Consider the following 23,628-nt stretch of genomic DNA (forward strand, 5'->3'; position numbering starts at 1 on the left):
CATGGAGCGGCTGCACAGCAGCGCCCCGATGCCCGCCCATCTGCGCGGCGGCATCATGGCGCTGGGGAATTTCGACGGATTTCACGCCGGGCACCAGGCCGTGGTTCGCCGCGCCGTCGCGCTTGCCCGCGCCCAGGGCCGCCCCGCCATCGTCGCAACTTTCGATCCGCACCCGATGCGGCTGTTCCGCCCGGACACGCCCTGGTTCCGCCTGACTACGCTCGACCAGCGCGAACGCCTGTTCGCCAGGGCGGGGGCCGACGCGATGCTGGTGTTCGACTTCACCCGCGAACTGGCCGCGCTCGACCCGCAGGCCTTTGTCGACCTGCTGGCGCAATGGGGCGTCGCCGGAGTCGTCACGGGGGAGGATTTCACCTTCGGCCGCGACCGCGCCGGTTCCATCGCCACCCTGGCGGAACTCGGCGCGCCCCTGGGCCTGACGGCGCAGGCCGTGGCCCCCATCACCGGACAGGATGGGGAAATCATCTCCTCCACCCGCATCCGCCAGGCGCTTAAATCCGGCGATTGCGAAACCGCCACTCGCCTGCTGACCCGCCCCTTCACCATAGAGGGGGTGGTTCAGCATGGCGACAAGCTGGGCCGCACCATCGGCTTCCCCACCGCCAATATCGACATGGGCCATTATCTGCGCCCGGCCTACGGCATTTATGCCGTGCGCGCCCTGCTGCCCGACGGCCGGGTGCTGGACGGCGCCGCCAATCTGGGCATCCGCCCCAGCATCGACCCGCCCAAGGAATTGCTGGAACCGCATTTCTTCGACTTTTCCGAAAGCCTCTACGACCAGCGGATAGAGGTGCAGTTGATCCACTATCTCCGCCCCGAAGCGAAGCTGGACGGCCTCGACGCCCTGATGGCCGCCATCGCCAGGGATTGCGACGATGCGCGGCAAATCCTTGCGGGAACGCCCCGCCTCGCGTAGGGCACCGGGCACGTTTTTCTCACCCGTTCGGGCTGAGCCTGTCGAAGCCCCTTTCTTTTCTTTCGAAAGGAAGATCGGCCCTTTGACAAGCTCAGGGCGACGGATTTTTGGTTGTTCTGGATACCCATGACCGACGCACCCGACTATAAAGCCACCGTCTTCCTCCCCGTCACCGACTTCCCGATGAAGGCGGGCCTCGCGCAGAAGGAACCGGCGATCCTCGCGCAGTGGGAAGCGATGGACCTCTACGGCAAGCTGCGCGAACGGCGGAAGGGCCGGGAACGTTTCATCCTGCACGACGGCCCGCCCTACGCCAATGGCGACATCCATATGGGCCATGCGATGAACAAGGTGCTGAAGGACATCATCGTCCGCAGCCAGTCCCTGCTCGGCAAGGACGCGCCCTATGTCCCCGGCTGGGACTGCCACGGCCTCCCCATCGAATGGAAGATCGAGGAGGAATATCGCAAGAAGAAGCAGAATAAGGACGAGGTTCCGGCCCAGGAATTCCGCGCCGAATGCCGCGCCTATGCCGACAAGTGGGTCGGCGTGCAGAAGGAACAGTTCAAGCGCCTTGGCGTCATGGGCGACTGGGACGATCCCTATCTCACCATGAAGTTCGACGCGGAGGCGACCATCGCCGGCGAACTGCTGAAATTCGCGGAAAGCGGCCAGCTCTATCGCGGCGCGAAGCCCGTCATGTGGTCCCCGGTCGAAAAGACCGCGCTGGCCGAGGCGGAGGTCGAATATGAGGACATCGTCTCGACCCAGATCGACGTGGCGTTCGAGATCGTCGAAGCGCCGAACGCGCCGGAACTGGTCGGCGCGCATGCGGTGATCTGGACGACGACCCCGTGGACGATCCCGGTCAATCAGGCTTTGGCTTATGGGCCTGAGGTTGAGTATGCTCTGGTTGAAACTTATCGGGGTGATGCCGCTTGGTATGAGCCGGGCAAACCGACCCCGCTGGTTCAAAGCTATAAATATCTAATTGCCAAGGATTTGCTTGAGCAGTTCCATAAGCGCGTGGAGTATGGGTTGCCCAGCTTTCCGCCGGGCGAGGTTCTGAGGACGTTCAAAGGCTCCCAACTCGCCGGAGCCGTCGCCCGCCACCCGATGCACCATCTCGGTGGCTTCTTCGCCAAGCCCCGCCCGTTCCTCGCGGGCGATTTCGTCACCACCGACGCGGGCACCGGCCTCGTCCACATGGCCCCCGACCATGGCGAGGACGACTTCGCGCTTTGCAAGGCGAACGGCATAAACCCCGTCTTCGCCGTCGAAAATGACGGCAAATATCGCGAGGACTGGCTCTGGCTCGGCGGCCAGGGATCGGTCATCAACCCGAAATTCGTCGGCAAGGACGGCCCGATCTGCACCAACCTGCGCGAAGCGGGCGGGCTGCTGGCGGCCTCCGACGACTTCAGGCACAGCTACCCCCATAGCTGGCGCTCCAAGGCGAAGATCATCTTCCGCTGCACCCCCCAATGGTTCATCCCGATGGATCGCTCCGAATCCGTCATGCCAGCGCAGGCTGGCATCTCAGGCCTCAGTGCGCCAACGCCTGAGACCCCAGCCTTCGCTGGGGTGACGAATGTGGGGCAGGGCAACGCCGCCACCCTGCGCGACCTGGCCCTCAACTCCATCGAACACACAAGATGGGTGCCCGAACGCTCGATCAACCGCATCCGCTCGATGGTGGAAGGCCGCCCCGACTGGGTCATCTCCCGCCAGCGCGCTTGGGGCGTCCCCATTGCCCTCTATGTCCATCGCAAGACCGGCGAATATCTGGTTGATAAATCGGTCAACGCCCGCATCATCGAAGCGTTCAAGGGCGCAGGCGCCGACGCATGGTTCGGCGCAGACCATCAGGCGCTGCTCGGCCCCGATTACGACCTTAACGACTATGAGGTGGTGAACGACATTCTCGACGTCTGGTTCGACAGCGGCTCCACCCACAGCTTCGTGGTGGAAGGCCGTTACGGTCCCGACGCCCGCGCCGACCTCTATCTCGAAGGGTCCGACCAGCATCGCGGCTGGTTCCAGTCCTCCCTGCTCGAAAGCAGCGGCACTCGCGGCCGCGCGCCCTATGGCGCGGTCCTCACCCACGGCTTCGCGCTGGACGGGCAGGGCCGGAAGATGTCCAAGAGCCTGGGCAATGTGGTCGATCCGCTGAAGGTCATCGCCGAAAGTGGCTCCGACATCTTGCGCGTCTGGGTCGCCAGCACCGATTATTTCGACGACGTCCGCATCGGCAAGGAAGTGCTGGCCGGTTCGTCCGACGCCTATCGCAAACTTCGCAACAGTTTCCGATACTTGCTTGGCGCTCTTTCCGACTTTTCCGAAGAAGAGAAGCTGCCCGTCGCGGAAATGCCGGAACTGGAGCGCTACATGCTCCACCTGCTCGCCAGGCTCGACGCCGACCTGCGCAGCGTGGTCGACAAGGCGGCGGGCAGCGAGAATTGGCTGGAATTCAGCCGCTACACCCGCGCCCTGTTCGACTTCGTCAACAGCGACCTGTCCGCCTTCTTCTTCGACATCCGCAAGGACTGCCTCTATTGCGACGCCAAGGCCGACCCCAAGCGCCGCGCCTATCGCACCGTGCTCGACACGCTGTTCCACGCGCTGGTCCGCTACGCCGCGCCGATCATCCCCTTCACCGCTGAGGAAGTGTGGCAAAGCCGCTATCCAAACCCCGAAGAAAGCGTCCATTTCCTGGAATGGCCGGAAGTTGATGCCGCTTGGCTGAGCCAAAGCCTCGACGGCAAATGGGCTGAAATTCGCAACCAGCGGAATCAGGTCAACGAGGCCATCGAACCCCTCCGCCGCGAAAAGATCATCCGTTCCAGTCTGGAAGCCGATGTCTGTATTTCCGATTTAGCAGCTATTTTGAACGACATTCGTAGTGTTTCTGAACAGGACTTGTCCGAATATTTCATCGTTGCGAACGTGGCGTTTGAGCAAGGCATTGAAGGCATCGTGGTCAAGCCCAGCGACTGGCACAAATGCGGCCGCTGCTGGCGCCTGCTTCCCGAGGTCGAGGAAGACGGCGCCCTCTGCGACCGCTGCGAAGAGGTGCTGGGCGCATAAACTCTTGCCAAGCGGTAGGTGCTCCTGCGAAGGCAGGAGCCCAGTCCAGAGGTCCGAACTGGACTCCTGCCTTCGCAGGAGCACGGTGCGCTAAATTTCGCAGGTTGAGCAGTCATTGATGCCAAATCCCGTCAACCACCGCCCCTTGGGCCTGATCGTCGCGACCGTCACGCTCGCGCTAGACCAGCTCGTCAAATATACCGTCACCTATCCGCTCGCGCTGAAAAGCCGGATGGACGACGGCATTGAAATCCTGCCGATCTTCCGCCTGCGCTGGCTGGAAAATCGCGGCGTCTCCATGGGTTTCTTCCACGCGGAAACCGACGTGATGCGCTGGCTGCTGGTCGGCATGACCATGGTGATCGCGGCCTTCGTGGGCGTCTGGATGTGGCGCGAAAAGGCGCGGCAGGACGTCGCGGCGCTCGGCCTGGTGCTGGGCGGCGCGGTCGGCAACATCATCGATCGCGTGCGGCTGGGCTATGTGGTCGACTATGCCGACCTGCATTTCGGCGAATGGCGGCCTTTCCTGATTTTCAACCTGGCCGATGCGGCCATCACTTTCGGCGTGCTGATCCTGCTTGCGCGGGCGCTTCTGCTGCGCGAGAAGGGCGCAAAGACGGAGTCACTGAACTGATGCGTAAACTGATCCTCGCCGCTGGCCTGATTTCGATGCTGTCCGCCTGCGGCGGCGGCGGCGGCCTCTTCAACCGTTCGCGTCCCGACGAATTTGCCGTTTCGCGCCAGGCTCCGCTCGTGATCCCGCCCGACTTCGCGCTGGTCCCGCCCGCACCCGGCACGCCCGCCGCCGCGTCCGTCGATTCGAGCAAGGCCGCGATGGAGGCCATGTTCGGCGGTCCCGCCGCCCGCAGCCCCGGCGAAAGCGCCACGCTGAGCGCCGCCGGCCGCGCCAATGCGGCCGCGGGCATCCGTTCCTCCGTCGGCGATCCGGCGACCGAAGTGGTCGACAAGGGCGACACCACCCGCGACATCATCGCCGCCCCGGAAGGCGACGGCCAGGACGCTCGCGCCGCCACCCCGCAATAATCGGAAAAACCGGAACTCAGGGCTGGCTCTCGACGAAATCCCTGAGCCGGCCCAAAGTCCCGTCCCACTGGCCATTCACCTTGGCAAGCCAGTCCCTGGCCTCAGCCACGCCCTCGGGACGCAGACGGAACAGCGCCTCCCGCCCAGACCTGGTCCGCGTGACCAGCCCGGCGCCCAGCAGCACGTCCAGATGCTTGGCCACCGCCTGGCGGCTGATCGGCAATCCGTCACCCAACTGACCGATCGATCGTTCACCGCCATCGGAAAGCCGCCCGATCATGCCCAGCCGCGTCGCGTCGCCCAGGGCCGCGAACAGGCGGGCAGGGGAAGGCTCAACGCTCGGCATAGTCGCGGATATTTTTCACCTGTTCGGCCCAGCCGCCGTCATTATCCCGCATGACGTTGCTCCGCCGGGGTTCCGGCACCTTGTCGAACCCGCTTTCCGTGACCGTCAGCCGCGTGCCGCTTTCCACCGGCTCCAGCAGAAACTCCACCAGTCCATTCTGGCACGGCCACGCCGCTCTCCATCAACGCTTTGTCGCCCCCGGTCGCCGGCCATTCATAGGCGAAGCGCGTCATCGGCTCGATCGCCACGACCCGCGCTTCCCAGCGATAATCCTCGTAGCCCGGATAGGTCATATGCCCGGTCGAGGCCTGGCCCACGGCAAAGGGTTGATCCAGCGCCACGCGGAACCAGATCCCGAACTTCTCATGATCGATCAGGGCGTCCCAAACCTTCTCGACAGGTGCGGCGATCTCGATGGTCTTGATGATGGAATCAGGCATATAGGCAACCTCCAGCTTGCCTATATCACCCATGACCCGTATCATACAACCTTTTGGTTGCTGATCAGGCCCGCGCTTCGGTCCCAATGCCGGCGCTGTTATGGCGGAGCGCCGTCAGCACCGTGTCGACAATGGCTCCCGCATCCAGACGGGCGTCGGCATATTGATTTTCCGGCTTGTCCTGATCCTGAAAGATGTCGGGCAGGCGCATGGTCCGCAGCTTCAGGCCATTGTCGATCAATCCCTGGTCGCTCGCCATCGTCAGCACATGCGCGCCAAGCCCGCCGATGGATCCTTCCTCGATGGTGACGGCGACTTCATGGGTCGTCAGCAGCCTGCGGATCAGCGCTTCGTCCAGCGGCTTGGCAAAGCGCAGGTCCGCCACCGTCGTGGACAGCCCCTTCGCCTCCAGCGTCTCCGCGGCCTTCAGCGCCTCCTCCAGCCGGGTTCCGAGCGACAGGATCGCGACCTGCCGCCCCTCCCGCACGATCCTGCCCTTGCCGATTTCCAGCCTTTCCGGCGTTGCGGGCAGGGCGATGCCCGTGCCGTTGCCGCGCGGGTAGCGCACCGCGATCGGCCCATCGTCATGCACGGCGCAGGTGTGGACCATATGGACCAGTTCCGCCTCGTCCGCTGCCGCCATGACGACGAAATTCGGCAGGCTGGCAAGATAGGTCACGTCGAAGCTGCCCGCATGGGTCGAACCGTCCGCCCCCACCAGACCGGCGCGGTCGATGGCGAAGCGAACCGGCAGATTCTGGATCGCCACGTCATGCACGACCTGGTCGTAGGCGCGTTGCAGGAAGGTCGAATAGATGGCGCAGAATGGCCGCATCCCCTGCGCCGCCAGCCCCGCCGCGAAGGTCACGGCATGCTGCTCGGCAATGCCGACGTCGAAGGTCCGGTCGGGGAAGGCCGCGCCGAACTTGTCCAGTCCCGTCCCCGAAGGCATGGCGGCGGTGATCGCGCATATGGCGGGGTCGCGCTCCGCTTCCGCGATCAGCGCCTTGGCGAACACGCCGGTATAGCTGGGCGGCCCCGGAGGCGCCTTGGCCTGCGCGCCGGTGATGACGTCGAATTTCTGCACGCCATGATATTTGTCCGCCGCCGCCTCGGCCGGGGCATAGCCCTTGCCCTTCTGCGTCACGACATGGACCAGGCATGGCCCCTCCGCCGCGTCGCGGACATTTTCCAGCACCGGGATCAACTGGTCCAGATTATGCCCGTCGATCGGCCCGACATAATAGAAGCCCAGTTCCTCGAACAAAGTCCCGCCCATCGCCATGCCGCGGGCGAATTCGTCGGTCTTGCGCGCCGCATTGTGGAGCGGGCGGGGCAGCCGCCGCGCCAGCCGCTTGGCCAAATCACGCAGGCCGAGGAACTCCCGGCTCGACACCAGCCGCGCCAGATAGGCCGACAGCCCGCCGACCGGAGGAGCGATGGACATGTCATTGTCGTTCAGGATGACGATCAGCCGATTTCCGGCCTCTCGCGCATTGTTCATCGCCTCATAGGCCATGCCCGCCGACATGGAGCCGTCGCCGATGACGGCGATGCCCTTGCCGGGCTTGCCCTGCATCCTGTTCGCCACGGCAAAGCCCAGCGCCGCGCTGATCGAGGTCGAGCTATGCGCCGCGCCGAAGGGGTCGTACTCGCTCTCCGCCCGCTTGGTGAAGCCGCTGAGGCCGCCGCCTTGGCGCAAGGTGCGGATGCGGTCCCGCCGCCCGGTCAATATCTTGTGCGGATAGCATTGGTGGCCGACATCCCAGACCAGCTTGTCGTTGGGCGTGTCGAACACATAATGGATCGCCGTGGTCAGCTCCACCACGCCCAGCCCGGACCCCAGATGGCCGCCGGTCACGCCGACGGCGGAAATCACTTCCTGCCGCAGTTCGTCGGCCAGTTGCCGAAGCCGGTCGGGTTGCAGCTTGCGCAGGTCCGCGGGCCAGACGACCTGGTCGAGCAGCGGCGTGGAGGGGCGATCGTTCATCAAGGACATAGACTCCCCAGGGCGCTAGGCCGTTCCGGGCCGATGCGCAACTCCCTCACGCGGCGCACTTGGCGCAGATGCCCAATATCTCGATCACGGGGCGATCCGGCTGAAAACCCTCGGCCCGCGCCACTGCGCGGACCTTGTCCGTCACCTTGTCGTCGTCGACATGCGTCGCCTGCTTGCAGTTCCTGCACACCAGGAAGATGCAGTCGTGATGACAGCCGGGATGGACATTGGCGATATAGGCGTTGGCGCTTTCCACCCGCATCGCGATGTTGTTGTTCACGAACAGGTCGAGGATGCGATAGACGCTGTTGGGCGCCACCCGCTTGCCGCGCGCCTTCGACACGCTGTCGGCGATGTCATAGGCCGATGCAGGGGTTGCCTCCGCCGCCAGGGCATCGAAAATGGCGGCGCGCATCGGCGTCCATTGTTCGTGGCTCGCCTCCAGCGTGGCGCGGGCGGCATCCGCGAGGCTGTCGCTCGACGGTTCGTAATGGTCGTGATGATGATGGTCGGCCATGGGTTCAATCTAAGCCTGGGTTGGTGCGGGGGCAAGTGGCGGTCGCGATCCGTCACCCCCTCCAGTAGATCCAGGCCGCCCATATCCAGCCCGCGATCATCAGCGTCCCGCCGACGGGCGTCACCGCGCCCAGCCATTTGGGCGCGCCCAGAGCCATGGCGTAAAGGGTGAAGGCGAAGATCGCCGCCCCGCCCAGGTGCAGCGCCGCCGGTCCCCGCGCCACCCCCATGATGGCCAGCGCGCCCACCGCATGGATAAGCTGATAAAGCCCGCCCGTGCGCAGCCATTCCGCCGCCTGGGGGCTGGCCGCGCCATGCGCGCCGAAGGCGCCCGCCGCAATAGCCAGAGCCGCCGACAATGCCGCCAGAACCGCGATCATGCCTGATCCTCTCCTTCGCCCCTCGCCACCAGGCGCATGCGCCGGCCGGGCCGGTACATCAATTCCTTGGCCGCCATGAAATCGCCATGCTCGATTTGAAGGGCCATGCGCTGCTCGTCGTTGCGGCGATATTGGCGCTCGACCTCCTCGACCTCCTCCGGCGGGACGCCCAATGCCTCCATCGCCTGCACGCCCATGAGAATCGCGGATTCAAACACTTCGCGCACGATGCCCGCCAGGTCCATGTCCTTGAACGCCAGCAATTGCCGCCGGTCGAAGGCGCGCACCACCAGCGCCGCCTGCGGGAAGGCTTCGGCAATCGGCTCCAGCACCCGCGCGTCGAGCGAGGGATCGTCGAGGCAGAAGGCGATCAGCCGCGCCTCCTCCGCCCCCGAACGGCGCAGCAGGTCGATCCGCGTGCCGTCGCCATAATAGACTTTCATGTCGAACTGGCTGGAAACCTCGATCTGCGAAGGCTTCTTGTCGATCAGCACGACGCCGAAGCCATGGCCCATCAGCATCTGCGCGACGGTCTGGCCGAACCGGCCATAGCCGACGATGATCGCCGTGCCGCGCGGCGCGTCTTCGGGTCGGGGCAAATCCAGTCCCGTCCTGGGCTTGGCGAATTCCAGCCTGCGGGCGAACAGCATCAGGAAGGGCGTCGTCGCCATGGAGAAGGTGACGATGGCGCTGAACAGGCTGGCCGCCTGGGGGGCGATCAGCAGGGCGTTCTGCGCTTGCGCGAACAGGACGAAGCCGAATTCGCCGCCTTGGCTCAGCAGCAGGCCGGAACCGATGGCCTGGTTCCACTCCATGCCGAACAATCGGGCAAGGCCGGTGATGAGCGCCGCCTTTGTCAGCACCAATATCCCCGCCATGCCGATGACGAACAGGGGGTTGGCCGCCACCGCATGCAGGTCCAGCACCATACCGACCGCCAGGAAGAACAGGCCGAGCAAGATCGAGCGGAAGGGTTCGACATCCGCCTCTATCTCATGCCGGTAAGGCGAATCGGCCAGCATCACGCCCGCGATGAAGGCGCCCAGCGCGGTCGACAGGTGCAGCGCATGCATCAACGCCGCCGCCGCCAGCACGGTGAACAGCCCGACGACGACGAACAATTCCCGCTCGCCCAGCCGCCCGACCAGATGGAGCAGGGGCCGCAGCACGAAGCGGCCCGCCAGCACCAGCCCGGCGATGGCGGCCACCGTATAGCCCGCCATCAACCATCCCGGCGGCCCGCCCACATCGGCCGGGTTGCGGGAGAGGGCCGCGACGATGGTGATCAGCGGGACGATGGACAGATCCTGGAACAGCAGGATCGAGAACACCTTTTCGCCGAAGGGCGAATTGATCCGGCCGCTGCTCTTGAGGCCGGGCAGCACCTGAGCGGTGGAGGACAGCGCCAGGGGCAGCCCCAAGGCAATCGCCGCGCCCCAGGTGAAGCCGGTGGTGTAGAAGATGATCGCGGTAAGGGCGCATCCGCACAGCACCACCTGCGCCATGCCGAGCGCGAAAATGTCGCGTTTCAGCCGCCACAGCCGTGCGGGATGCAGTTCGAGGCCCACCAGGAACAGCAGCAGGACGATGCCGATTTCGGCTATGGCGAGCTTCGATTCCGCCCCGCCGACCAGCCTCAACCCCTGCGGCCCGACCAGCGCGCCCGCGACCAGATAGCCCAGCACCGCGCCCAGCCCAAGGCGACGGAACAGCATGACGAACAGCACCGCCGCACCCAGCAGGACCACGCCTTCGGACAGCAGCATGTCGGTCGCGGAAACCGGCGAAGCGGCGACCTGCGCGGCCTGTCCCTGCATCGGTTGTCCCTGCATCAGGCGTCGGCCATGCGGGCAGCTTCGGCCACGGCCTCGAAGCCCAGCCTGATCGAGGCATGGCGCGCCGGATAGCCCCGCGCCGGGGCCAGCACCGCCAGTCCGGGCCAGAAATCCAGATCGTCGCTTTCCCCCGCCAGATAGGCGGTCAGCCGGTCCCGCGCATCGGCCAGCTCATCGGCGGTCAGGCCGACGGCCCACGCCGCCATCAGCGAAGCCGAGGCCTGGCCCAGGGCGCAGGCCTTCACGTCCAGCCCGATCTCAGCGACCCGCCCGGCGTCCATCCTGACGTCCGCCGTCACCCGCGACCCGCAGGTGGGCGAACGCTTCTCCACGCTCGCCTGCGGGTCCGACAGCCGCTTGTGATGGGGAATGTTCGCGGCCAGCCGCAAGATGTCCTTATTGTAGAGGGGGGCGCTCATCCCGCCCATGTAGGGCAGTCCGCGACCATGAGAAAGGGCGGATGGATTTGCAGGCGCTTTTTTGAGGGGGGCTGAGGTTTATCCCGATCAGATTGAAGCGCGATGTGCTCCTGCGAAGGCAGGAGCCCAGTTCCAACACCTGAACTAGGGTGTGTGGGGATTCAGCCCATGGCGGGCTGCAAATAGCGGCTTTCTCCGCTTCCGGTGCTCACGTACTGAAGTACGCTGCGTCGAAACGAGTCACGCGCCTCGTTTCGAGGTTCTCGAAATCCACTATTTTCGCCGCGCCCTGAACTGAATCCCCACACACCCTAGGTTCTCCCGAGCCGCTTGTCTCGGTCGAATGCCTTCGCAGGAGCCCGCAATCCCTCCACCGCCATCAGGGCTTCTGATCCCCCGCCGCCGGATCGGCCGGTACGATGATGCGCGGCGGCGGCGCTGCCGGCTGCGGTCCGGGCGGAGGCCCTGGCGGCTGGTCGATGGGCAGGCGGATCTGGCCGCCCCCGATATTCACCGTCACGCCCTGCGTATCCAGGCCCACGCTCATATTGCCCAGGCCCGCCTCCGTCGCGACATTGGCGATGGCATTGACCAGGTCGCTGTCCTTCGTGTCCTCCGGCGCATCCTCGACCGGCTCGTTGATCGCGCCCGCCATGAAGTTGCGCCAGATCCGCGCAGGCACGCCGCCGCCCGCCGCGCCGCCGGGCAGGGGGCTGTTGTCGTCATTGCCGATCCACACCGCCGTCACCAGCCCGCCCGCATAGCCGACGAAGATCGCATCCCGGCTGTCCTGCGTCGTGCCCGTCTTGCCGAAGGTGCTGGTGCGCAGCGCCGCCGCGCTGCCCGTGCCGCGATTGGCGGCGGAGGACAGCAGGTCGCGGATCATCTCCAGATGGTCGTCGCTGAAACGCTTTCGGCGGCTCATCAGCCGGTCGAACCAGCCCTCTTCCTCCGGCGGCAGGCCATGGGCCAGCACCGGATAGGTGCCCGCCGCCACCGCAGCATAGGCCTCCGTCAACTCCACCAGCGGGATTTCCGACGTGCCCAGCGCCAGGCTCAGATCCTCGGTCAGCGGCGCGGTGACCCCCAGGTCGCGGGCCACCTTGATCACATTGTCAACGCCCACCTTCTGCGTCAGCCGCACCGCCGCGACATTGCTCGACGCCGCGAAGGCCTGCCGCAGGGTGATCCTGCCGCGATATTTGCCGCCATGATTGGCCGGGCGGTAAGTGCCGGTGGTGATCGGCGTGTCCTCGACGAAATCGTCGGGCGTCATCCCGGCGCGGAAGGCGGCCAGATAGACGAACAGCTTGAAGGTCGATCCCGGCTGGCGCTTCGCCTGCACCGCCCGGTTGAAGGCGCTTTCGCGATAATTTTTGCCGCCGACCATGGCGACCACGCTGCCGTCGGGCTTCATCGCGACCAGCGCCGCCTGCGCCTTGCCCAGCGGAGCGCGGCGGATGGCCGCCTCCGCCAGCCGCTGGATGCGCCAGTCGAGCGTGGTCGTCACATTCTGCGCGCCATAGACCGCGCCCGCCCGGTCGCGGGCCTGCGGCAGCACCCAGTCGGCGAAATAGGTGCCGCTGGTCGGATCGGGCGCCTCCTGCACGTTGAGCCGGGCGGGGGACAGGGCGTTGCGCTGCGCCTTGCTGATATAGCCCGCCTCGACCATCGCCTGCGTCACCAGCGCGGCGCGTTCCTGCGCGCCCTTCAGATTGGCGGTCGGCGCCAGCCGCGAAGGCGCTTTCAGCAGCCCGGCCAGCATCGCCGCCTGCGGGATGGTCAGCCGCTCCGGCTGTCGGTTGAAATAATGGAGGGACGCTGCCCTCAGCCCATAGACATTGTCGCCGAAATAGACGTTGGAGAGATATCTCTCCATGATCTGGTCCTTGGTCAGCCACGCCTCCAGCCAGAAGGCGATCAGCGCCTCCCGCGCCTTGCGGCCGAAGGTGCGGTCGGCGGACAGGAACACGCCCTTGGCAAGCTGCTGCGTGATCGTGCTGCCGCCCTGCGACGATCCGCTGGACCAGAGATTATGCCAGGCCGCCCGCGCTATGCCCCGCGGGTCGACGCCCCAATGGCTGCGGAACCGCCGGTCCTCTATCGCCATGAAGGCCTGCGGCACATGTTCGGGCAACGCCGCGACGGTCACGGGCCGGTCGATGATCGCGCCGCGCCGGGCGATCAGATGGCTGTCCGCCGACATCAGGCTGATGCTGGGCGGCGCGATGGGCTTCAGGGATCGGGACAGCGGCGCCGTCACCGCCAGCCAGGCGATCAGGATCATCAACAGCGCCAGCAGCGCCGCGACCGCCCATCCGGCGATCTGCATCCGCCGCTTCCAGGGCCGGGGCGGCGCGAAGGCGCTAGGCGGACCGGCGCCGAAGGCGCGGGGCGGCAGGGTTTCAGGCTCCGGATTCGGCAGGGGATCGGTCATCGCTTCGGACATGCTGTGTTATTTGCCTGACACGGTCAAGCGTGTCCCGTCGCGGGACAATCGGGGGTTAACCGTAAACCGCGATATTCCAAAAGGTAAAGAATCTCTTAACCTATGCGTCATGAGAAGCAGACCTCTAGTCCTGACGAGCGAGTCGGCGCGCCATCCGTTCCGCCAGCGGCTGCCGCGCCATGTCCTGCGCGGCGTCGAACCGGCCCCCGCCGCGCGCGAGCGTCCGCCGGTTTCCGACGACAATGACTGGAAACTCTTTATGCTGAGCTTCGGCGCCTTCTTCACGGCCTTCTACAGCTTTATCTTTTAATCGCTTCTTATCAGCCACGCACCGTCAATCGCAGGCCTTGTGCAGCGTCCAGGCGATCCACGCGCAGGGCAGGCACAGCGCCGCCACCAGCAGCAACTGGTTCACCACCGAAAGCCCCGCGATGCTGAGGCTGATGGTCAGCAGCGATCCCAGCACCATGGCTCCTGAATTGACGATATTGTTCGCCGCGACGGTCCGCGCCGCCTCGCATTTCTCGACCGTCGTGGTGAGGAAGGCGTAGAGCGGCACCACGAACATCCCCCCGAAGGTCGCCACGCACAGCAGGCAGAGCGAAAGCGGGATCGCCAGCGGGTGGTAGAGGAATCCCGCCAGCGAGAGCATCTTCCCGTCCGACCCGGCCATCCAGAGGTCGCACACGATATGGAAGGCGACGATGCTGATCCCCATGCCGATCACGGACGCGGGCGCGTATCGGGCCGACACATGACCGCACAGCAGCCGGTTGATCGCGATCGATCCGATGGCGATGCCGATGGAAAAAATGCCCAGGAACAGGCTGGCGACCGACTTGTCGGCGCTCAGCACATTCTTGACCAGCGGCGGGAACTGGATGAACAGCACCGTGCCCACCGCCCAGAAGAAGCTGATCGCCATGATGGCGAGGTAGAGCCGCCGGATATGCATCGTTCCCCGCACCAGCGCGATCGAGGAGCGGATGATGTGGAAATCGATCGGTTGCCGCTCCAGCAGCGAAGGCGCGGCGGGCACGTTGCGTCCCGCCAGCCAGCCGACCACGGCGGTCAGGATGATGCAGACCGCCGCCGCCTGCACGGGGATGATCCCGGCCAATATGGTCCCTGCGAGGATGGCGATATAGGTTCCGGCCTCGACCAGTCCGGTTCCGCCCAGCACTTCCTCGTCATGCAGATGCTGGGGCAGGATCGCATATTTGATCGGCCCGAAGAATGTCGAATGCACCCCCATGGCGAACAGCGCGACCAGCAGCAGCGGAATGGCAAGGACATGGACGGCAATGCCGCTCCAGATCAGCGCCAGCCCGATGGCGCCCACGGCCATGATGATGATTTCGGCCGCCTTGACGATGCGGATGATGGCCGCCTTGTCGCGCTGATCGGCCAATTGCCCCGACAGGGCGGACATCAGGAAGAAGGGCAGGATGAAGATGCCGGTCGCCAGCGCGCTGAACCAGGTTTCCGATTTCTCGTCATTATAGACGGTATAGACGACGAACAGCACCATCGCGTTCTTGAACAGATTGTCGTTGAAGGCGCCGAGGAGCTGAGTGATGAAAAGCGGCAGAAAACGTCGCTTGTTGAGGAGCCTTAGAGAGGCTTGCATGGGCGAGGGGGTCTTCTTCGCTGTGGATGAGCGTGGCGGGGTCTAGCCACAGAAGACGGGTCAGCACAACCCCTCTGCGTGAAACCGTGCCGGCCCCTTCCTTTCCATATCGCGCATCCGCTTGTGCGCCGGCCCCGACTGTGGCAGTCCGCCGCCATGCTGACGCTGCCCAATTTGCTGACGCTTTCGCGCATATTGACCGTTCCGCTGCTGGTGGCGCTGCTGTGGCCGGCGGAGATCGGCGCGCGCTGGACCACCGGCTATATGCTGGCCTTCGGGCTTTATTGCCTGATGGGCATCACCGACTATTTCGACGGCTATCTGGCGCGGGCGCAGGGCGCGGTGTCCAGGCTGGGCATCTTCCTCGATCCCATCGCCGACAAGATCATGGTCGGCGCGGTGATCCTGATGCTGGCGGCGACCCGCGACATTTCGGGCATTCATATCGCCGCCGCAATGATCATCCTGCTGCGCGAGATCGCGGTGTCGGGCCTGCGCGAATTCCTGGCGGGGTTGCAGGTGTCGGTGCCGGTATCCCGCCTCGCCAAATGGAAGACGGCCTTTCAGTTGATCGCCCTTGGCGCGCTGATCCTCGCAGGCGCTGTTCCGCAATTCCCCTTCGTGCAACTGGTCGGCATCGCCACGCTGTGGGCCGCCGCGATCCTCACCTTGGTCACGGGCTGGGATTATCTGCGCGTCGGCATCAGGCATATGGACTGAGCGATGCTGAGCCTCGTTTATTTCGCCTGGGTTCGCGAAGCCGTCGGCCGCGACGAGGAACGGATCGAACGGCCCGCCCCCGGCACCACCGTCGCCGCGCTGATCGCCGCGCTGGCGGCGCGGGGCGGCGGCTATGCGCAGGCTTTCGCCCGACCGGACAAGCTGCGCGCCGCGCTCGACCAGCGCTTCGTGCCGCTGGACAGCCCCATCGGGGAAGCGCGGGAACTGGCGATCTTCCCCCCGGTCACGGGCGGATGAGCCGCGTCTCCATCCAGGCGGAGGATTTCGATCCGGCAGCCGAACTCGCCGCGCTGGAGGCCAGCGGCGGCGGCGGCGTCGCCAGCTTCACCGGCATCGTCCGGGGGGATGGAGGGTTGATCGCGCTCGAACTGGAACATTATCCGGCGATGACGACGGCGCAGGTGGACCGCATCGTGGCGGAGGCATGCGAGCGCTGGCCCCTGCTTGGGATAAGGGTGATCCATCGCTTCGGTCGGCTGGAACCGGGCGAGCGGATCGTCTTCGTCGGCACCGCCTCGCGCCACCGCGCGGCGGCGCTGGAGGCCTGCGCCTTCCTCATCGACTGGCTGAAATCGCAGGCGCCCTTCTGGAAGAAGGAGCATTTTGCGGATCGCACTGCCTGGGTCGAGGCCCGCGCCGAGGATGACGCGAAAGCCGACAGCTGGAAGCGCTAATTTTCAACTCACGCCCCTAAGCCGCGACACCGACCTCCGGCAAATCCGCCGCATCGCGCAGCAGCTCCGCCAATAGCCGGAATTCCTTTTCCCGCGGACTGTTCTTGCGCCACACCAGCGCGATGTCGCGATGCGCCCGTTCCGACCGCAGCGGCCGCGCCGTGATGTCCGTATGCTCCAGCAGGCCGCTGGCAATCGCCATTTCCGGCATGATCGTCATGCCCAGCCCATTATCCACCATCTGCACCAGCGTATGCAGCGACGTCCCCATCATCATCGCGCTCGCCCGGATTTCCGGCCGGTTGCATGCCGCCAGCGCATGGTCCTTCAGGCAATGCCCGTCCTCCAGCAGCAGCAGCTTGGTCTCGTCGATCATCTCCGGCGCGATCCATTCGGGCGGATCGCGGGGATCGTCGCGGGGAAAGGCGACATAGAGCCGGTCCTGGAACAGCAATTCGCTGTCCAGTTCCCCGGTCGGAAAGGGCAGGGCGAGCAGCACGCAATCGACATTGCCGTGCCGCAGGGATTCGATCGCAGCCTGCGTCGTCTCCTCCCGCAGATAGAGCTTGAGTTCCGGCCGCTCGCCCCGCAACCGGGGCAGCAGGCGCGGCAACAGGAAGGGAGCGATGGTGGGAATGACGCTCATCCGCAATTCGCCGGTCAGCGGCTTGCCCGAAGCCTCCGCGATGGCGGCCAGTTCTTCGGCTTCGCGCAGCACCCGATGCGCCTTTTCCACGATGCGGTCGCCCAGCGCCGTGAAGCGCACCACCCGCCGCGTCCGCTCCACCAGCGTGATGCCGATCAGCGATTCCAGTTCGCGAATGCCCGCCGACAGGGTCGACTGGGTCACGAAGCAGCTATCTGCCGCCTTGCCGAAATGGCCATGCTCCTTCAGCGCCACAAGATATTGTAGCTGCTTGAGCGTGGGCATGTAACTCGACATTGATCGCCTTCCTCGATTGGAAGGCGCAATATAATCGTGCTAGCCGATATATCCAAGCCATTTGGCCACGCCGAACAGCGAAGTCAGCGTCAGGATCGATCCCACGGCGATAAACAGCGTCCGGGGCGAGACATGCCGGGCCAGCATCGCGCCGAACGGCGCCGCGATCACTCCGCCGATCAGCAGCCCGACCGTATAGGTGGTGAAGGTTTCCCACCCCAGATGCAGCAGGAAGGTGATGCTGATGGAGGTGGTCAGGATGAATTCGACGCTGTTGACCGTGCCGATGGTGTGCCGGGGGCTGGACCCCTGGATCAGCAGGTTGGACGTCACCACCGGCCCCCAGCCGCCGCCGCCGGTCGCATCCATGAAGCCGCCGACCAGGCCCAGCGGGCCGACCCATTTGGGATTGCGCGCCTGGGGCGGATAATGGAAGCCCCGCCAGACCAGATAGACGCCGATCGCCGTCAGATAGGCCTGAACGAAGGGCTTGATCATCGCCCCGTCGACGTTGGACAGCAGATAGGCGCCCGCGACCCCGCCGATCACGCCCGGAATGATGAGGCGCGCGAACAGGCGCCAATCGACGTTGCGATGGATGATATGGCTGATCGCCGACACGCCGGTGGTGAAGGTTTCCGCCGCATGGACGCTGGCCGACGCCCTGCTGGGCGGCACGCCGAGCGCCAGGAGCAGCGTGCTGGAGATGACGCCATAGGCCATGCCAAGGGCGCCGTCGATCATCTGGGCGCCGAAACCGATGAGAATGAAAGGCAGGATTTCGCCGAAATGGGCGATAAAGATGTCGATCATTCATTGGTCCCTGCTATGATTGTCTACCGCCTTGATTGGTATATCACGGGCCGCCAAGAAACTTTCTGTTTTATCGGGCGAAGCCGAAATAGCCCGCCATCTGGAAAATTCATCCTTTTGCGCTTATGTACCGTCTGGTCGGTTTCATCAGGGGCGCCCCATGCTGCGCAATCTCATCGCCTATCTGGATTCGGTCAAAGCCCGCGACCCTGCTCCGCGTTCGCGTGCCGAAATCCTGCTCTATCCGGGCCTGTGGTCGCTTGCCTTCCATCGGGTGGCGCACCGCCTCTATCGGGCGCGGCTTTATTTCCTGGCCCGCGCCGTGAACCATTTTTCGCGTTTCCTGACCGGCAACGACATTCATCCGGGCGCCCGCATCGGCAAGCGTTTCTTCATCGACCATGGCTTCACCGTGATCGGGGAGACGGCGGAGATCGGGGATGACGTCACCCTCTACCAGAATGTGACGCTGGGCGGCACCGATCCTGCGAACGGCATCGCCGGCAAGCGCCATCCGACGCTGGAGGACGGCGTGATCGTCGGTTCCGGCGCCCAGGTTCTGGGTCCGGTCCGCGTCGGCGCCCGCGCCCGCGTCGGCGCCAATGCCGTCGTGACCAAGGATGTGAAGGAAGGGGCGACCATGGTCGGCATTCCGGCGCGGCCCATGCTGGTCGACGTGACCGCCTATCAGCGGGAATTCCTGCCCTATGGCACGCCATGCTCCGACTGCGTCGACCCGGAAAGGCAGAAGCTGGAACTGCTCCAGCTTGAAATCGACCAGTTGCAGAAGCGCCTGGCCGAACTGGTTGCGGAACGGGGCGGCGCGCCGGCGCAGGACATCCCCCTGGTCAAGGAGCGTGGCCGCGCCTGATGAGCAATGTGACCCCGTTCCCGTCGCAATCGGCCCAGGGTGCGAAGGGGCCGGTCGGCCAGACCGGGTTCGATCGTCTCGAACTTCAGCGGATCATGGATCTTTACGGCCGCATGGTCGCGGCAGGTCATTGGCGCGACTATGCCATCGACCTGGGCCGCGAAGCCGCGATCTTCTCCGCCTTCCGCCGATCAGCCGAACGACCGGAATTTCGCATCGAAAAGCGGCCTTCCCTACGTCACCGCCAGGGCATGTGGGCATTGATCGGGGAGGCGGGACATGTGTTGAAGCGGGGCGCCGAGCTACAGGGCATACTCGCGCCGGTGGAACGGCGGCTGCTCAAGATCGTGGGTGATTGAGACCCGTGTCGTCCGGATGGGCGCCGGCGGAAAGGGGGGCAGGACATTCCCGACCCTTCCCATTCTTAGGCTGTATCGACATTCAGCCCTGACGGCCTGCAAATGGTTGAAGCGAGTCACGTGCCTCGCTTCAATTTCCGTGCTTCCGGTGCTCACCTACTTTGAGTAGGCTGCGCGCCGGGTCACGGAAAATCACCATTTTCGGCTCGCCATCTTCTGAATGCCGATACACCCTAGGGATAGCCGCCTTCACAGATCGTCCGAATGGGCGGCCAGCCTGATGAGTTTCTGACCGCCCCGCGTCGCCGCCGTGACGATGCGCGCCAGTTCCGCCTGCTTGAACGGCTTGTCCAGCCGTGGCCGCCGGGTCACGTTCGGCGGCAGTTCGGCAAAGCCCGTTATGATGACAACCGGCAGTCCCGGGGTCCTCATGTCGATTTCGTCGGCAAGCTGCGTGCCGGTCATGCCCGGCATGGCATAGTCGGTGATCACCAGGTCGACGCTGCCCTGCTCCAGAACGCGCAGCGCGTCCGCGCCCGACGTCGCCTGGAACACTGTGTGCCCCAGCTCTTCCAGCATGCCGGCGGTGTTGGTCAGCACCAGATCGTCATCGTCGACGGCCAGGATCACCAGCGGCTCCGTCACCACCGATGCCAGGGCGTTCGGAATGTCGGCGACAGCCTCCTCCACCCGGCCGGCGGGCGCCATCGGCAGCCATAGCGACACCGTGGTGCCCCGGCCCTGTTCGCTGACGATGGTCATCGAACCGCCGCATTGTTCGGCAAAGCCGTGCACCATCGACAGGCCCAGGCCCGTGCCCTTGCCGACGCCCTTTGTCGTGAAAAAGGGTTCGCGCGCCCTTTCCAGCGTGGCGGCGTCCATGCCCTCCCCCTCGTCGATGACGGACAGGCGCACATAATGGCCGCCCTCCAGATCGGTGCGCTGCGCCTTCGACACGATGGCCTCCGCCCCCTCTATGATGATCCGTCCGCCGCCGGGCATGGCGTCGCGGGCGTTCATCGCCAGATTGAGCAGCGCCAGTTCCAACTGCGCCGGATCGGCGTGGGCGGCGCTGAGGTGCAGGGGAAAGCGGGTTTCGATGGCGATCCCGCTGCCCAGCGTCGTCTTCATCAGATCGGCCATGTCCCGCACCAGCGCCACGCAGTCGACGCTTTGCGGCTTCAGTTCCTGCTTGCGCGCAAAGGCCAGCATCCGCTGCGTCAGCGTCGCCCCGCGCTCCGCGGCGGTCATCGCATTGTCGATATAGCGGGACACGTCCGCCCCGGTCGCCAGCCTATGCCGCGCCAGGTCCAGGCTGCCGACGATGACGGCGAGCAGATTGTTGAAGTCGTGGGCCACGCCGCCGGTCAGCTTGCCGATGGCGTCCATCTTCTGCGCCTGGAGCACGGCCTCCCGCGCCTCTTCCAGCGCGAGTTGCATTTCCTGCCTTTCTGTAAGGTCGCGGCTTATCTTGGCGAAGCCGATCAGTTCGCCGGCCGCGTTGCGGATCGCGTCGATGACGACATGCGCCCAGAAACGGGTTCCGTCCCTGCGCACGCGCCATCCTTCCGCCTCGAACCGGCCGGCCTGGCCAGCGGTTTCCAGGGCAAGGGCTGGCATGCCGGCCGCCTGATCCTCCGGCGTGTAGAAGCGGGAGAAATGTTCGCCGATGATCTCTTCGGCCTCATATCCCTTGAAGCGGCGCGCCCCGGCATTCCAACTGATGACGATGCCGTCGGCCGACAGCATGTAGATGGCATAGTCGGTGACGTTCTGGACCAGCAGTTCGAAGCAGTTTCCAGACCCTTCCGGTGCCGCCATAGTCATTTGGGGATTCCCCTCGAATAGCATGCCCGTCATGGACATATGGACAACGCGCAGAGGTTCCGGACGTTCCGCTTGCGAAAGCGATTGTCGGCGCCCGCCGGGCACGCCGCGGCATTGACTTGGCCGTGCCCTCCGCGCCAAGGAGGCGCCCTCGGCAGCAGGATGGAACGGACATGGGCAGGACCGCAGGGATAACCGTCGTCGGCGAAGCGATGCTGGAACTCAGCCGCGCTTCGGGCGAAGGCGTTTCGGGCGGGGGTTGGAACCTGCGTTATGGCGGCGATGTCATCAACACGGCGATCCATCTCGCCCGCTGCGGCGACCAGGTCCGCTTCGCGAGCGCGATCGGCGCCGATCCGATGAGCGCGGACCTGCGCGCCGCCTGGGAAGGAGAGGGGATCGACACCTCCCTGCTGCTCGCCGTCGAGGGAAGGCTGCCCGGCCTTTACGCCATAGAGACCGATGCCCAGGGCGAGCGCAGCTTCCATTATTGGCGTGGGGAGGCCGCCGCCAGGCGCATGTTCGACCTGCCCGAAAGCGCCGCCATGGTGGAGCGGGCCGCAGGATCGGACCTGCTCTACTTCTCGCTGATCACGCTTGCCATCCTGTCCGGGGAGGCGCGGGAAAAGCTGCTCGCCCTGTGCGGTGCGGTTCGGGCAAATGGGGGCCGAGTGGCGTTCGACGGCAATTATCGCGCCAGGCTCTGGCCCGACGCCGCGACCGCCCGCCACTGGCGCGACCGTGCCGTTGCGCTCAGCGACATCGGCCTGCCCACCCTGGCCGATGAGGTGGAGATGGGCGAGGCCGACGATGCCCTGGATGCGGCCCGACGCTGGGGCGCCGGCGACGGGCGCGAGGTGGTGGTGAAACTGGGCGCGGAAGGCTGTCTGGTGGATGGGGCCATCGTCGCTCCGCCCGCCAGGCTTTCCGTCGTCGATTCGAGCGGCGCGGGCGACGCGTTCAACGGCGGCTATCTCCATGCCCGCCTGGCCGGCTCCCCGCCGCGCCAGGCCGCGCTTTCGGGCCATCGCCTGGCGGGCTGGAACATCGGTCGCCGCGGCGCCATACCGGCCCGCGATGCGGATGCGCCCTATGCCGACCTCTGAAATTCTCCGCCGCGGCCGCGTTGACGCCAACGGGATCAAAGGCTAAGCCGCTTTCGCCCGGGCGGGTGTAGCTCAATGGTAGAGCAGAAGCTTCCCAAGCTTACGACGAGGGTTCGATTCCCTTCACCCGCTCCAGATTTTCCCGATCTTCAAAGACTTGCCTTTGCCGCCGGCGCGGCTTTTTTGCTTTGCGCGATTTCAACCGTCGATTGCTTGAAAATCGCTCCGACGCAGCGCGTCCTAGGCTGTATCGACATTCAGGTGATGGCGAGCCGAAAATGGTGGTTTTTCGCGACCCGGAGCGCAGCGTACTAAAGGTACGTGAGCACCGGAAGCGCGGAAAGCCGCCATTTGCAGCCCGCCATGGGCTGAATCCCCACACACCCTAGATCAATCCTTTCGCGCGCAGGCTGCTATGCCCCTGCGTCCCGATTATGATGTGGTCGTGCACCGCGATGTTGAGCCGCTTGCCCGCTTCGGCGATCTGCCGGGTGATCTCTATGTCCTGGCGGCTGGGTTCGGGCGATCCGCTCGGATGGTTGTGGACCAGGATCAGCGCCGCCGAGCCCAGGTCGATCGCCCGTCGGATCACCTCCCGCGCGTAGATCGCCGCCTGGTCGATCGAACCGTCGCCCATATGCTCGTCGCGGATCAGCATGTTGCGGCTGTTGAGGTGCAGCACCCGCACCCGCTCCACCGTCAGAAAGGCCATGTCGGCGCGCAGATAGTCGAGCAGCGCCTGCCAGCTTGCCAGCACCGGCTTTTCCGCCACCTCGTTGCGCAGCATCCGCAGCATCGTCGCCTGCACGATCTTGATCGCCGCGATGCTGGTGTCGCCCATGCCGGGCACGCGGGCGATGGCCTGCCAGTCGGCCGCCATCAACCCCCCAATGCCGTCGAATTCCCGCAGCAGCGCCTTGGCCAGCGGCTTGGTGTCGCGCCGGGGTATGGCCAGCGCCAGCAGATATTCGACCAGTTCATGGTCGTGCAGCGCTTCGCCGCCATTTTCCGCCAATTTCTGGCGCAGCCGGGCGCGATGCCCGATACCGTCGTGCGTGGCCTTCAAATTCCGGTCCGCCAAAATCCTACCTGTCCCCCATGTGCCGATGCGGACGCTATTCATTGCGGATTTATCGGGCAAGGATATTTAGGAGTGATCGGACGTTATGCAGGCGTTACGGACTTGAGCACGCGGGTTTGACCATAAGC

24 protein-coding genes, 1 tRNA gene and 1 pseudogene are annotated in these 23,628 nt (G+C 65.3%); 12 read left to right on the forward strand and 14 right to left on the reverse strand.

Annotated features, from left to right (window positions below; all coding sequences use genetic code 11):
- Nucleotide 1: 1 nt before the first annotated feature.
- The 4 genes from SIDU_RS04040 (at nt 2) to SIDU_RS04055 (ending at nt 5,071) form a co-directional block, all read left to right on the forward strand.
- The gene (locus SIDU_RS04040; RefSeq protein ID WP_007685295.1) at nt 2–940 is read left to right on the forward strand and encodes a bifunctional riboflavin kinase/FAD synthetase; all 939 of its coding nucleotides are present in this window, start codon (nt 2–4) and stop codon (nt 938–940) included.
- A gap of 126 nt (nt 941–1,066) precedes the next feature.
- On the forward strand, nt 1,067–4,027 hold the full coding sequence (ileS, locus tag SIDU_RS04045) for an isoleucine--tRNA ligase (RefSeq protein ID WP_007685297.1): 2,961 nt from the start codon (nt 1,067–1,069) through the stop codon (nt 4,025–4,027).
- Between the two features lie 118 nt (nt 4,028–4,145).
- Nucleotides 4,146–4,661 (forward strand): signal peptidase II, encoded by a 516-nt coding sequence (lspA, locus tag SIDU_RS04050; protein ID WP_007685298.1) that lies wholly within the window; start codon nt 4,146–4,148, stop codon nt 4,659–4,661.
- On the forward strand, nt 4,661–5,071 hold the full coding sequence (locus SIDU_RS04055; protein WP_007685300.1) for a DUF3035 domain-containing protein: 411 nt from the start codon (nt 4,661–4,663) through the stop codon (nt 5,069–5,071). Before lspA ends, SIDU_RS04055 begins: the two co-directional genes overlap by 1 nt.
- A gap of 16 nt (nt 5,072–5,087) precedes the next feature.
- On the opposite strand, the gene SIDU_RS04060 is transcribed toward SIDU_RS04055, so the two are convergent.
- The 9 genes and pseudogenes from SIDU_RS04060 to SIDU_RS04095 all read right to left on the reverse strand — a co-directional run bounded on the left by SIDU_RS04060 (nt 5,088) and on the right by SIDU_RS04095 (nt 13,455).
- Nucleotides 5,088–5,417, reverse strand: a complete 330-nt coding sequence (locus SIDU_RS04060; protein ID WP_007685302.1) for an ArsR/SmtB family transcription factor — start codon at nt 5,415–5,417, stop codon at nt 5,088–5,090.
- Complete coding sequence (locus SIDU_RS20165; protein ID WP_335682227.1) at nt 5,404–5,565, reverse strand: SRPBCC family protein; 162 nt, start codon at nt 5,563–5,565, stop codon at nt 5,404–5,406. Before SIDU_RS20165 ends, SIDU_RS04060 begins: the two co-directional genes overlap by 14 nt.
- A gap of 109 nt (nt 5,566–5,674) precedes the next feature.
- Nucleotides 5,675–5,902, reverse strand: a pseudogene (locus SIDU_RS20170) (vanillate O-demethylase oxidoreductase VanB); the annotation flags it as partial.
- Between the two features lie 19 nt (nt 5,903–5,921).
- Entirely contained in the window at nt 5,922–7,847 is a 1,926-nt protein-coding gene (gene dxs, locus SIDU_RS04070; RefSeq protein WP_007685303.1) for a 1-deoxy-D-xylulose-5-phosphate synthase, read from the reverse strand.
- 55 nt (nt 7,848–7,902) lie between these two features.
- Nucleotides 7,903–8,373 (reverse strand): Fur family transcriptional regulator, encoded by a 471-nt coding sequence (locus SIDU_RS04075; protein WP_007685305.1) that lies wholly within the window; start codon nt 8,371–8,373, stop codon nt 7,903–7,905.
- A gap of 52 nt (nt 8,374–8,425) precedes the next feature.
- Nucleotides 8,426–8,752, reverse strand: a complete 327-nt coding sequence (locus tag SIDU_RS04080) for a DUF423 domain-containing protein (protein ID WP_007685307.1) — start codon at nt 8,750–8,752, stop codon at nt 8,426–8,428.
- Nucleotides 8,749–10,569 (reverse strand): monovalent cation:proton antiporter-2 (CPA2) family protein, encoded by a 1,821-nt coding sequence (locus SIDU_RS04085; protein ID WP_007685309.1) that lies wholly within the window; start codon nt 10,567–10,569, stop codon nt 8,749–8,751. The genes SIDU_RS04080 and SIDU_RS04085 overlap by 4 nt, the downstream gene beginning before the upstream one ends.
- A 14-nt stretch (nt 10,570–10,583) precedes the next feature.
- On the reverse strand, nt 10,584–11,006 hold the full coding sequence (locus SIDU_RS04090; protein ID WP_021223149.1) for an iron-sulfur cluster assembly scaffold protein: 423 nt from the start codon (nt 11,004–11,006) through the stop codon (nt 10,584–10,586).
- Nucleotides 11,007–11,385: 379 nt separating this feature from the next.
- The gene (locus SIDU_RS04095) at nt 11,386–13,455 is read right to left on the reverse strand and encodes a transglycosylase domain-containing protein (RefSeq protein WP_007685313.1); all 2,070 of its coding nucleotides are present in this window, start codon (nt 13,453–13,455) and stop codon (nt 11,386–11,388) included.
- A gap of 109 nt (nt 13,456–13,564) precedes the next feature.
- Here SIDU_RS04095 and SIDU_RS04100 point away from each other — a divergent pair, with 109 nt between their 5' ends.
- Complete coding sequence (locus SIDU_RS04100; protein ID WP_007685315.1) at nt 13,565–13,765, forward strand: hypothetical protein; 201 nt, start codon at nt 13,565–13,567, stop codon at nt 13,763–13,765.
- Between the two features lie 24 nt (nt 13,766–13,789).
- Here the strand turns inward: SIDU_RS04100 and SIDU_RS04105 are convergent, their stop codons facing one another.
- Nucleotides 13,790–15,085, reverse strand: a complete 1,296-nt coding sequence (locus tag SIDU_RS04105; protein WP_007685317.1) for an MFS transporter — start codon at nt 15,083–15,085, stop codon at nt 13,790–13,792.
- A gap of 156 nt (nt 15,086–15,241) precedes the next feature.
- Between SIDU_RS04105 and pgsA the strand changes: the two genes are divergently transcribed.
- The 3 genes from pgsA to SIDU_RS04120 are packed head-to-tail and all read left to right on the forward strand — an operon-like array spanning nt 15,242 to nt 16,500.
- Complete coding sequence (pgsA, locus tag SIDU_RS04110) at nt 15,242–15,805, forward strand: CDP-diacylglycerol--glycerol-3-phosphate 3-phosphatidyltransferase (protein WP_007685319.1); 564 nt, start codon at nt 15,242–15,244, stop codon at nt 15,803–15,805.
- 3 nt (nt 15,806–15,808) lie between these two features.
- On the forward strand, nt 15,809–16,063 hold the full coding sequence (gene moaD, locus SIDU_RS04115; protein WP_007685321.1) for a molybdopterin converting factor subunit 1: 255 nt from the start codon (nt 15,809–15,811) through the stop codon (nt 16,061–16,063).
- Nucleotides 16,060–16,500 carry a molybdenum cofactor biosynthesis protein MoaE gene (locus SIDU_RS04120; protein WP_007685323.1) on the forward strand — a complete coding sequence of 147 codons (441 nt, stop codon included), beginning with the start codon at nt 16,060–16,062 and terminating at the stop codon, nt 16,498–16,500. The genes moaD and SIDU_RS04120 overlap by 4 nt, the downstream gene beginning before the upstream one ends.
- 16 nt (nt 16,501–16,516) lie before the next feature.
- On the opposite strand, the gene SIDU_RS04125 is transcribed toward SIDU_RS04120, so the two are convergent.
- Both SIDU_RS04125 and SIDU_RS04130 read right to left on the reverse strand, forming a co-directional pair.
- Nucleotides 16,517–17,443: a hydrogen peroxide-inducible genes activator gene (locus tag SIDU_RS04125; protein WP_025772707.1), complete on the reverse strand. Its 927-nt coding sequence runs from the start codon at nt 17,441–17,443 to the stop codon at nt 16,517–16,519.
- Between the two features lie 39 nt (nt 17,444–17,482).
- Nucleotides 17,483–18,256, reverse strand: coding sequence for a sulfite exporter TauE/SafE family protein (locus SIDU_RS04130; protein ID WP_007685327.1), 774 nt, complete (start codon nt 18,254–18,256; stop codon nt 17,483–17,485).
- Between the two features lie 160 nt (nt 18,257–18,416).
- Between SIDU_RS04130 and epsC the strand changes: the two genes are divergently transcribed.
- A complete protein-coding gene (gene epsC, locus SIDU_RS04135) occupies nt 18,417–19,127 on the forward strand; it encodes a serine O-acetyltransferase EpsC (RefSeq protein ID WP_007685328.1) in 711 nt (236 codons plus the stop codon).
- On the forward strand, nt 19,127–19,486 hold the full coding sequence (locus SIDU_RS04140; RefSeq protein ID WP_007685330.1) for a DUF2794 domain-containing protein: 360 nt from the start codon (nt 19,127–19,129) through the stop codon (nt 19,484–19,486). Before epsC ends, SIDU_RS04140 begins: the two co-directional genes overlap by 1 nt.
- A 249-nt stretch (nt 19,487–19,735) precedes the next feature.
- Here the strand turns inward: SIDU_RS04140 and SIDU_RS04145 are convergent, their stop codons facing one another.
- The gene (locus SIDU_RS04145; protein ID WP_039979950.1) at nt 19,736–21,307 is read right to left on the reverse strand and encodes an ATP-binding protein; all 1,572 of its coding nucleotides are present in this window, start codon (nt 21,305–21,307) and stop codon (nt 19,736–19,738) included.
- Nucleotides 21,308–21,486: 179 nt separating this feature from the next.
- On the opposite strand from SIDU_RS04145, the gene SIDU_RS04150 reads away from it, so the two are divergent.
- Nucleotides 21,487–22,419 (forward strand): sugar kinase, encoded by a 933-nt coding sequence (locus tag SIDU_RS04150; RefSeq protein WP_007685335.1) that lies wholly within the window; start codon nt 21,487–21,489, stop codon nt 22,417–22,419.
- Nucleotides 22,420–22,480: 61 nt separating this feature from the next.
- Nucleotides 22,481–22,554, forward strand: a tRNA-Gly gene (locus SIDU_RS04155).
- Between the two features lie 250 nt (nt 22,555–22,804).
- On the opposite strand, the gene radC is transcribed toward SIDU_RS04155, so the two are convergent.
- Nucleotides 22,805–23,542 carry a RadC family protein gene (gene radC / locus SIDU_RS04160; protein WP_409349300.1) on the reverse strand — a complete coding sequence of 246 codons (738 nt, stop codon included), beginning with the start codon at nt 23,540–23,542 and terminating at the stop codon, nt 22,805–22,807.
- Nucleotides 23,543–23,628: the final 86 nt, after the last annotated feature.

The sequence above is a fragment of the Sphingobium indicum B90A genome, assembly GCF_000264945.2.
Lineage (GTDB): Bacteria > Pseudomonadota > Alphaproteobacteria > Sphingomonadales > Sphingomonadaceae > Sphingobium > Sphingobium indicum.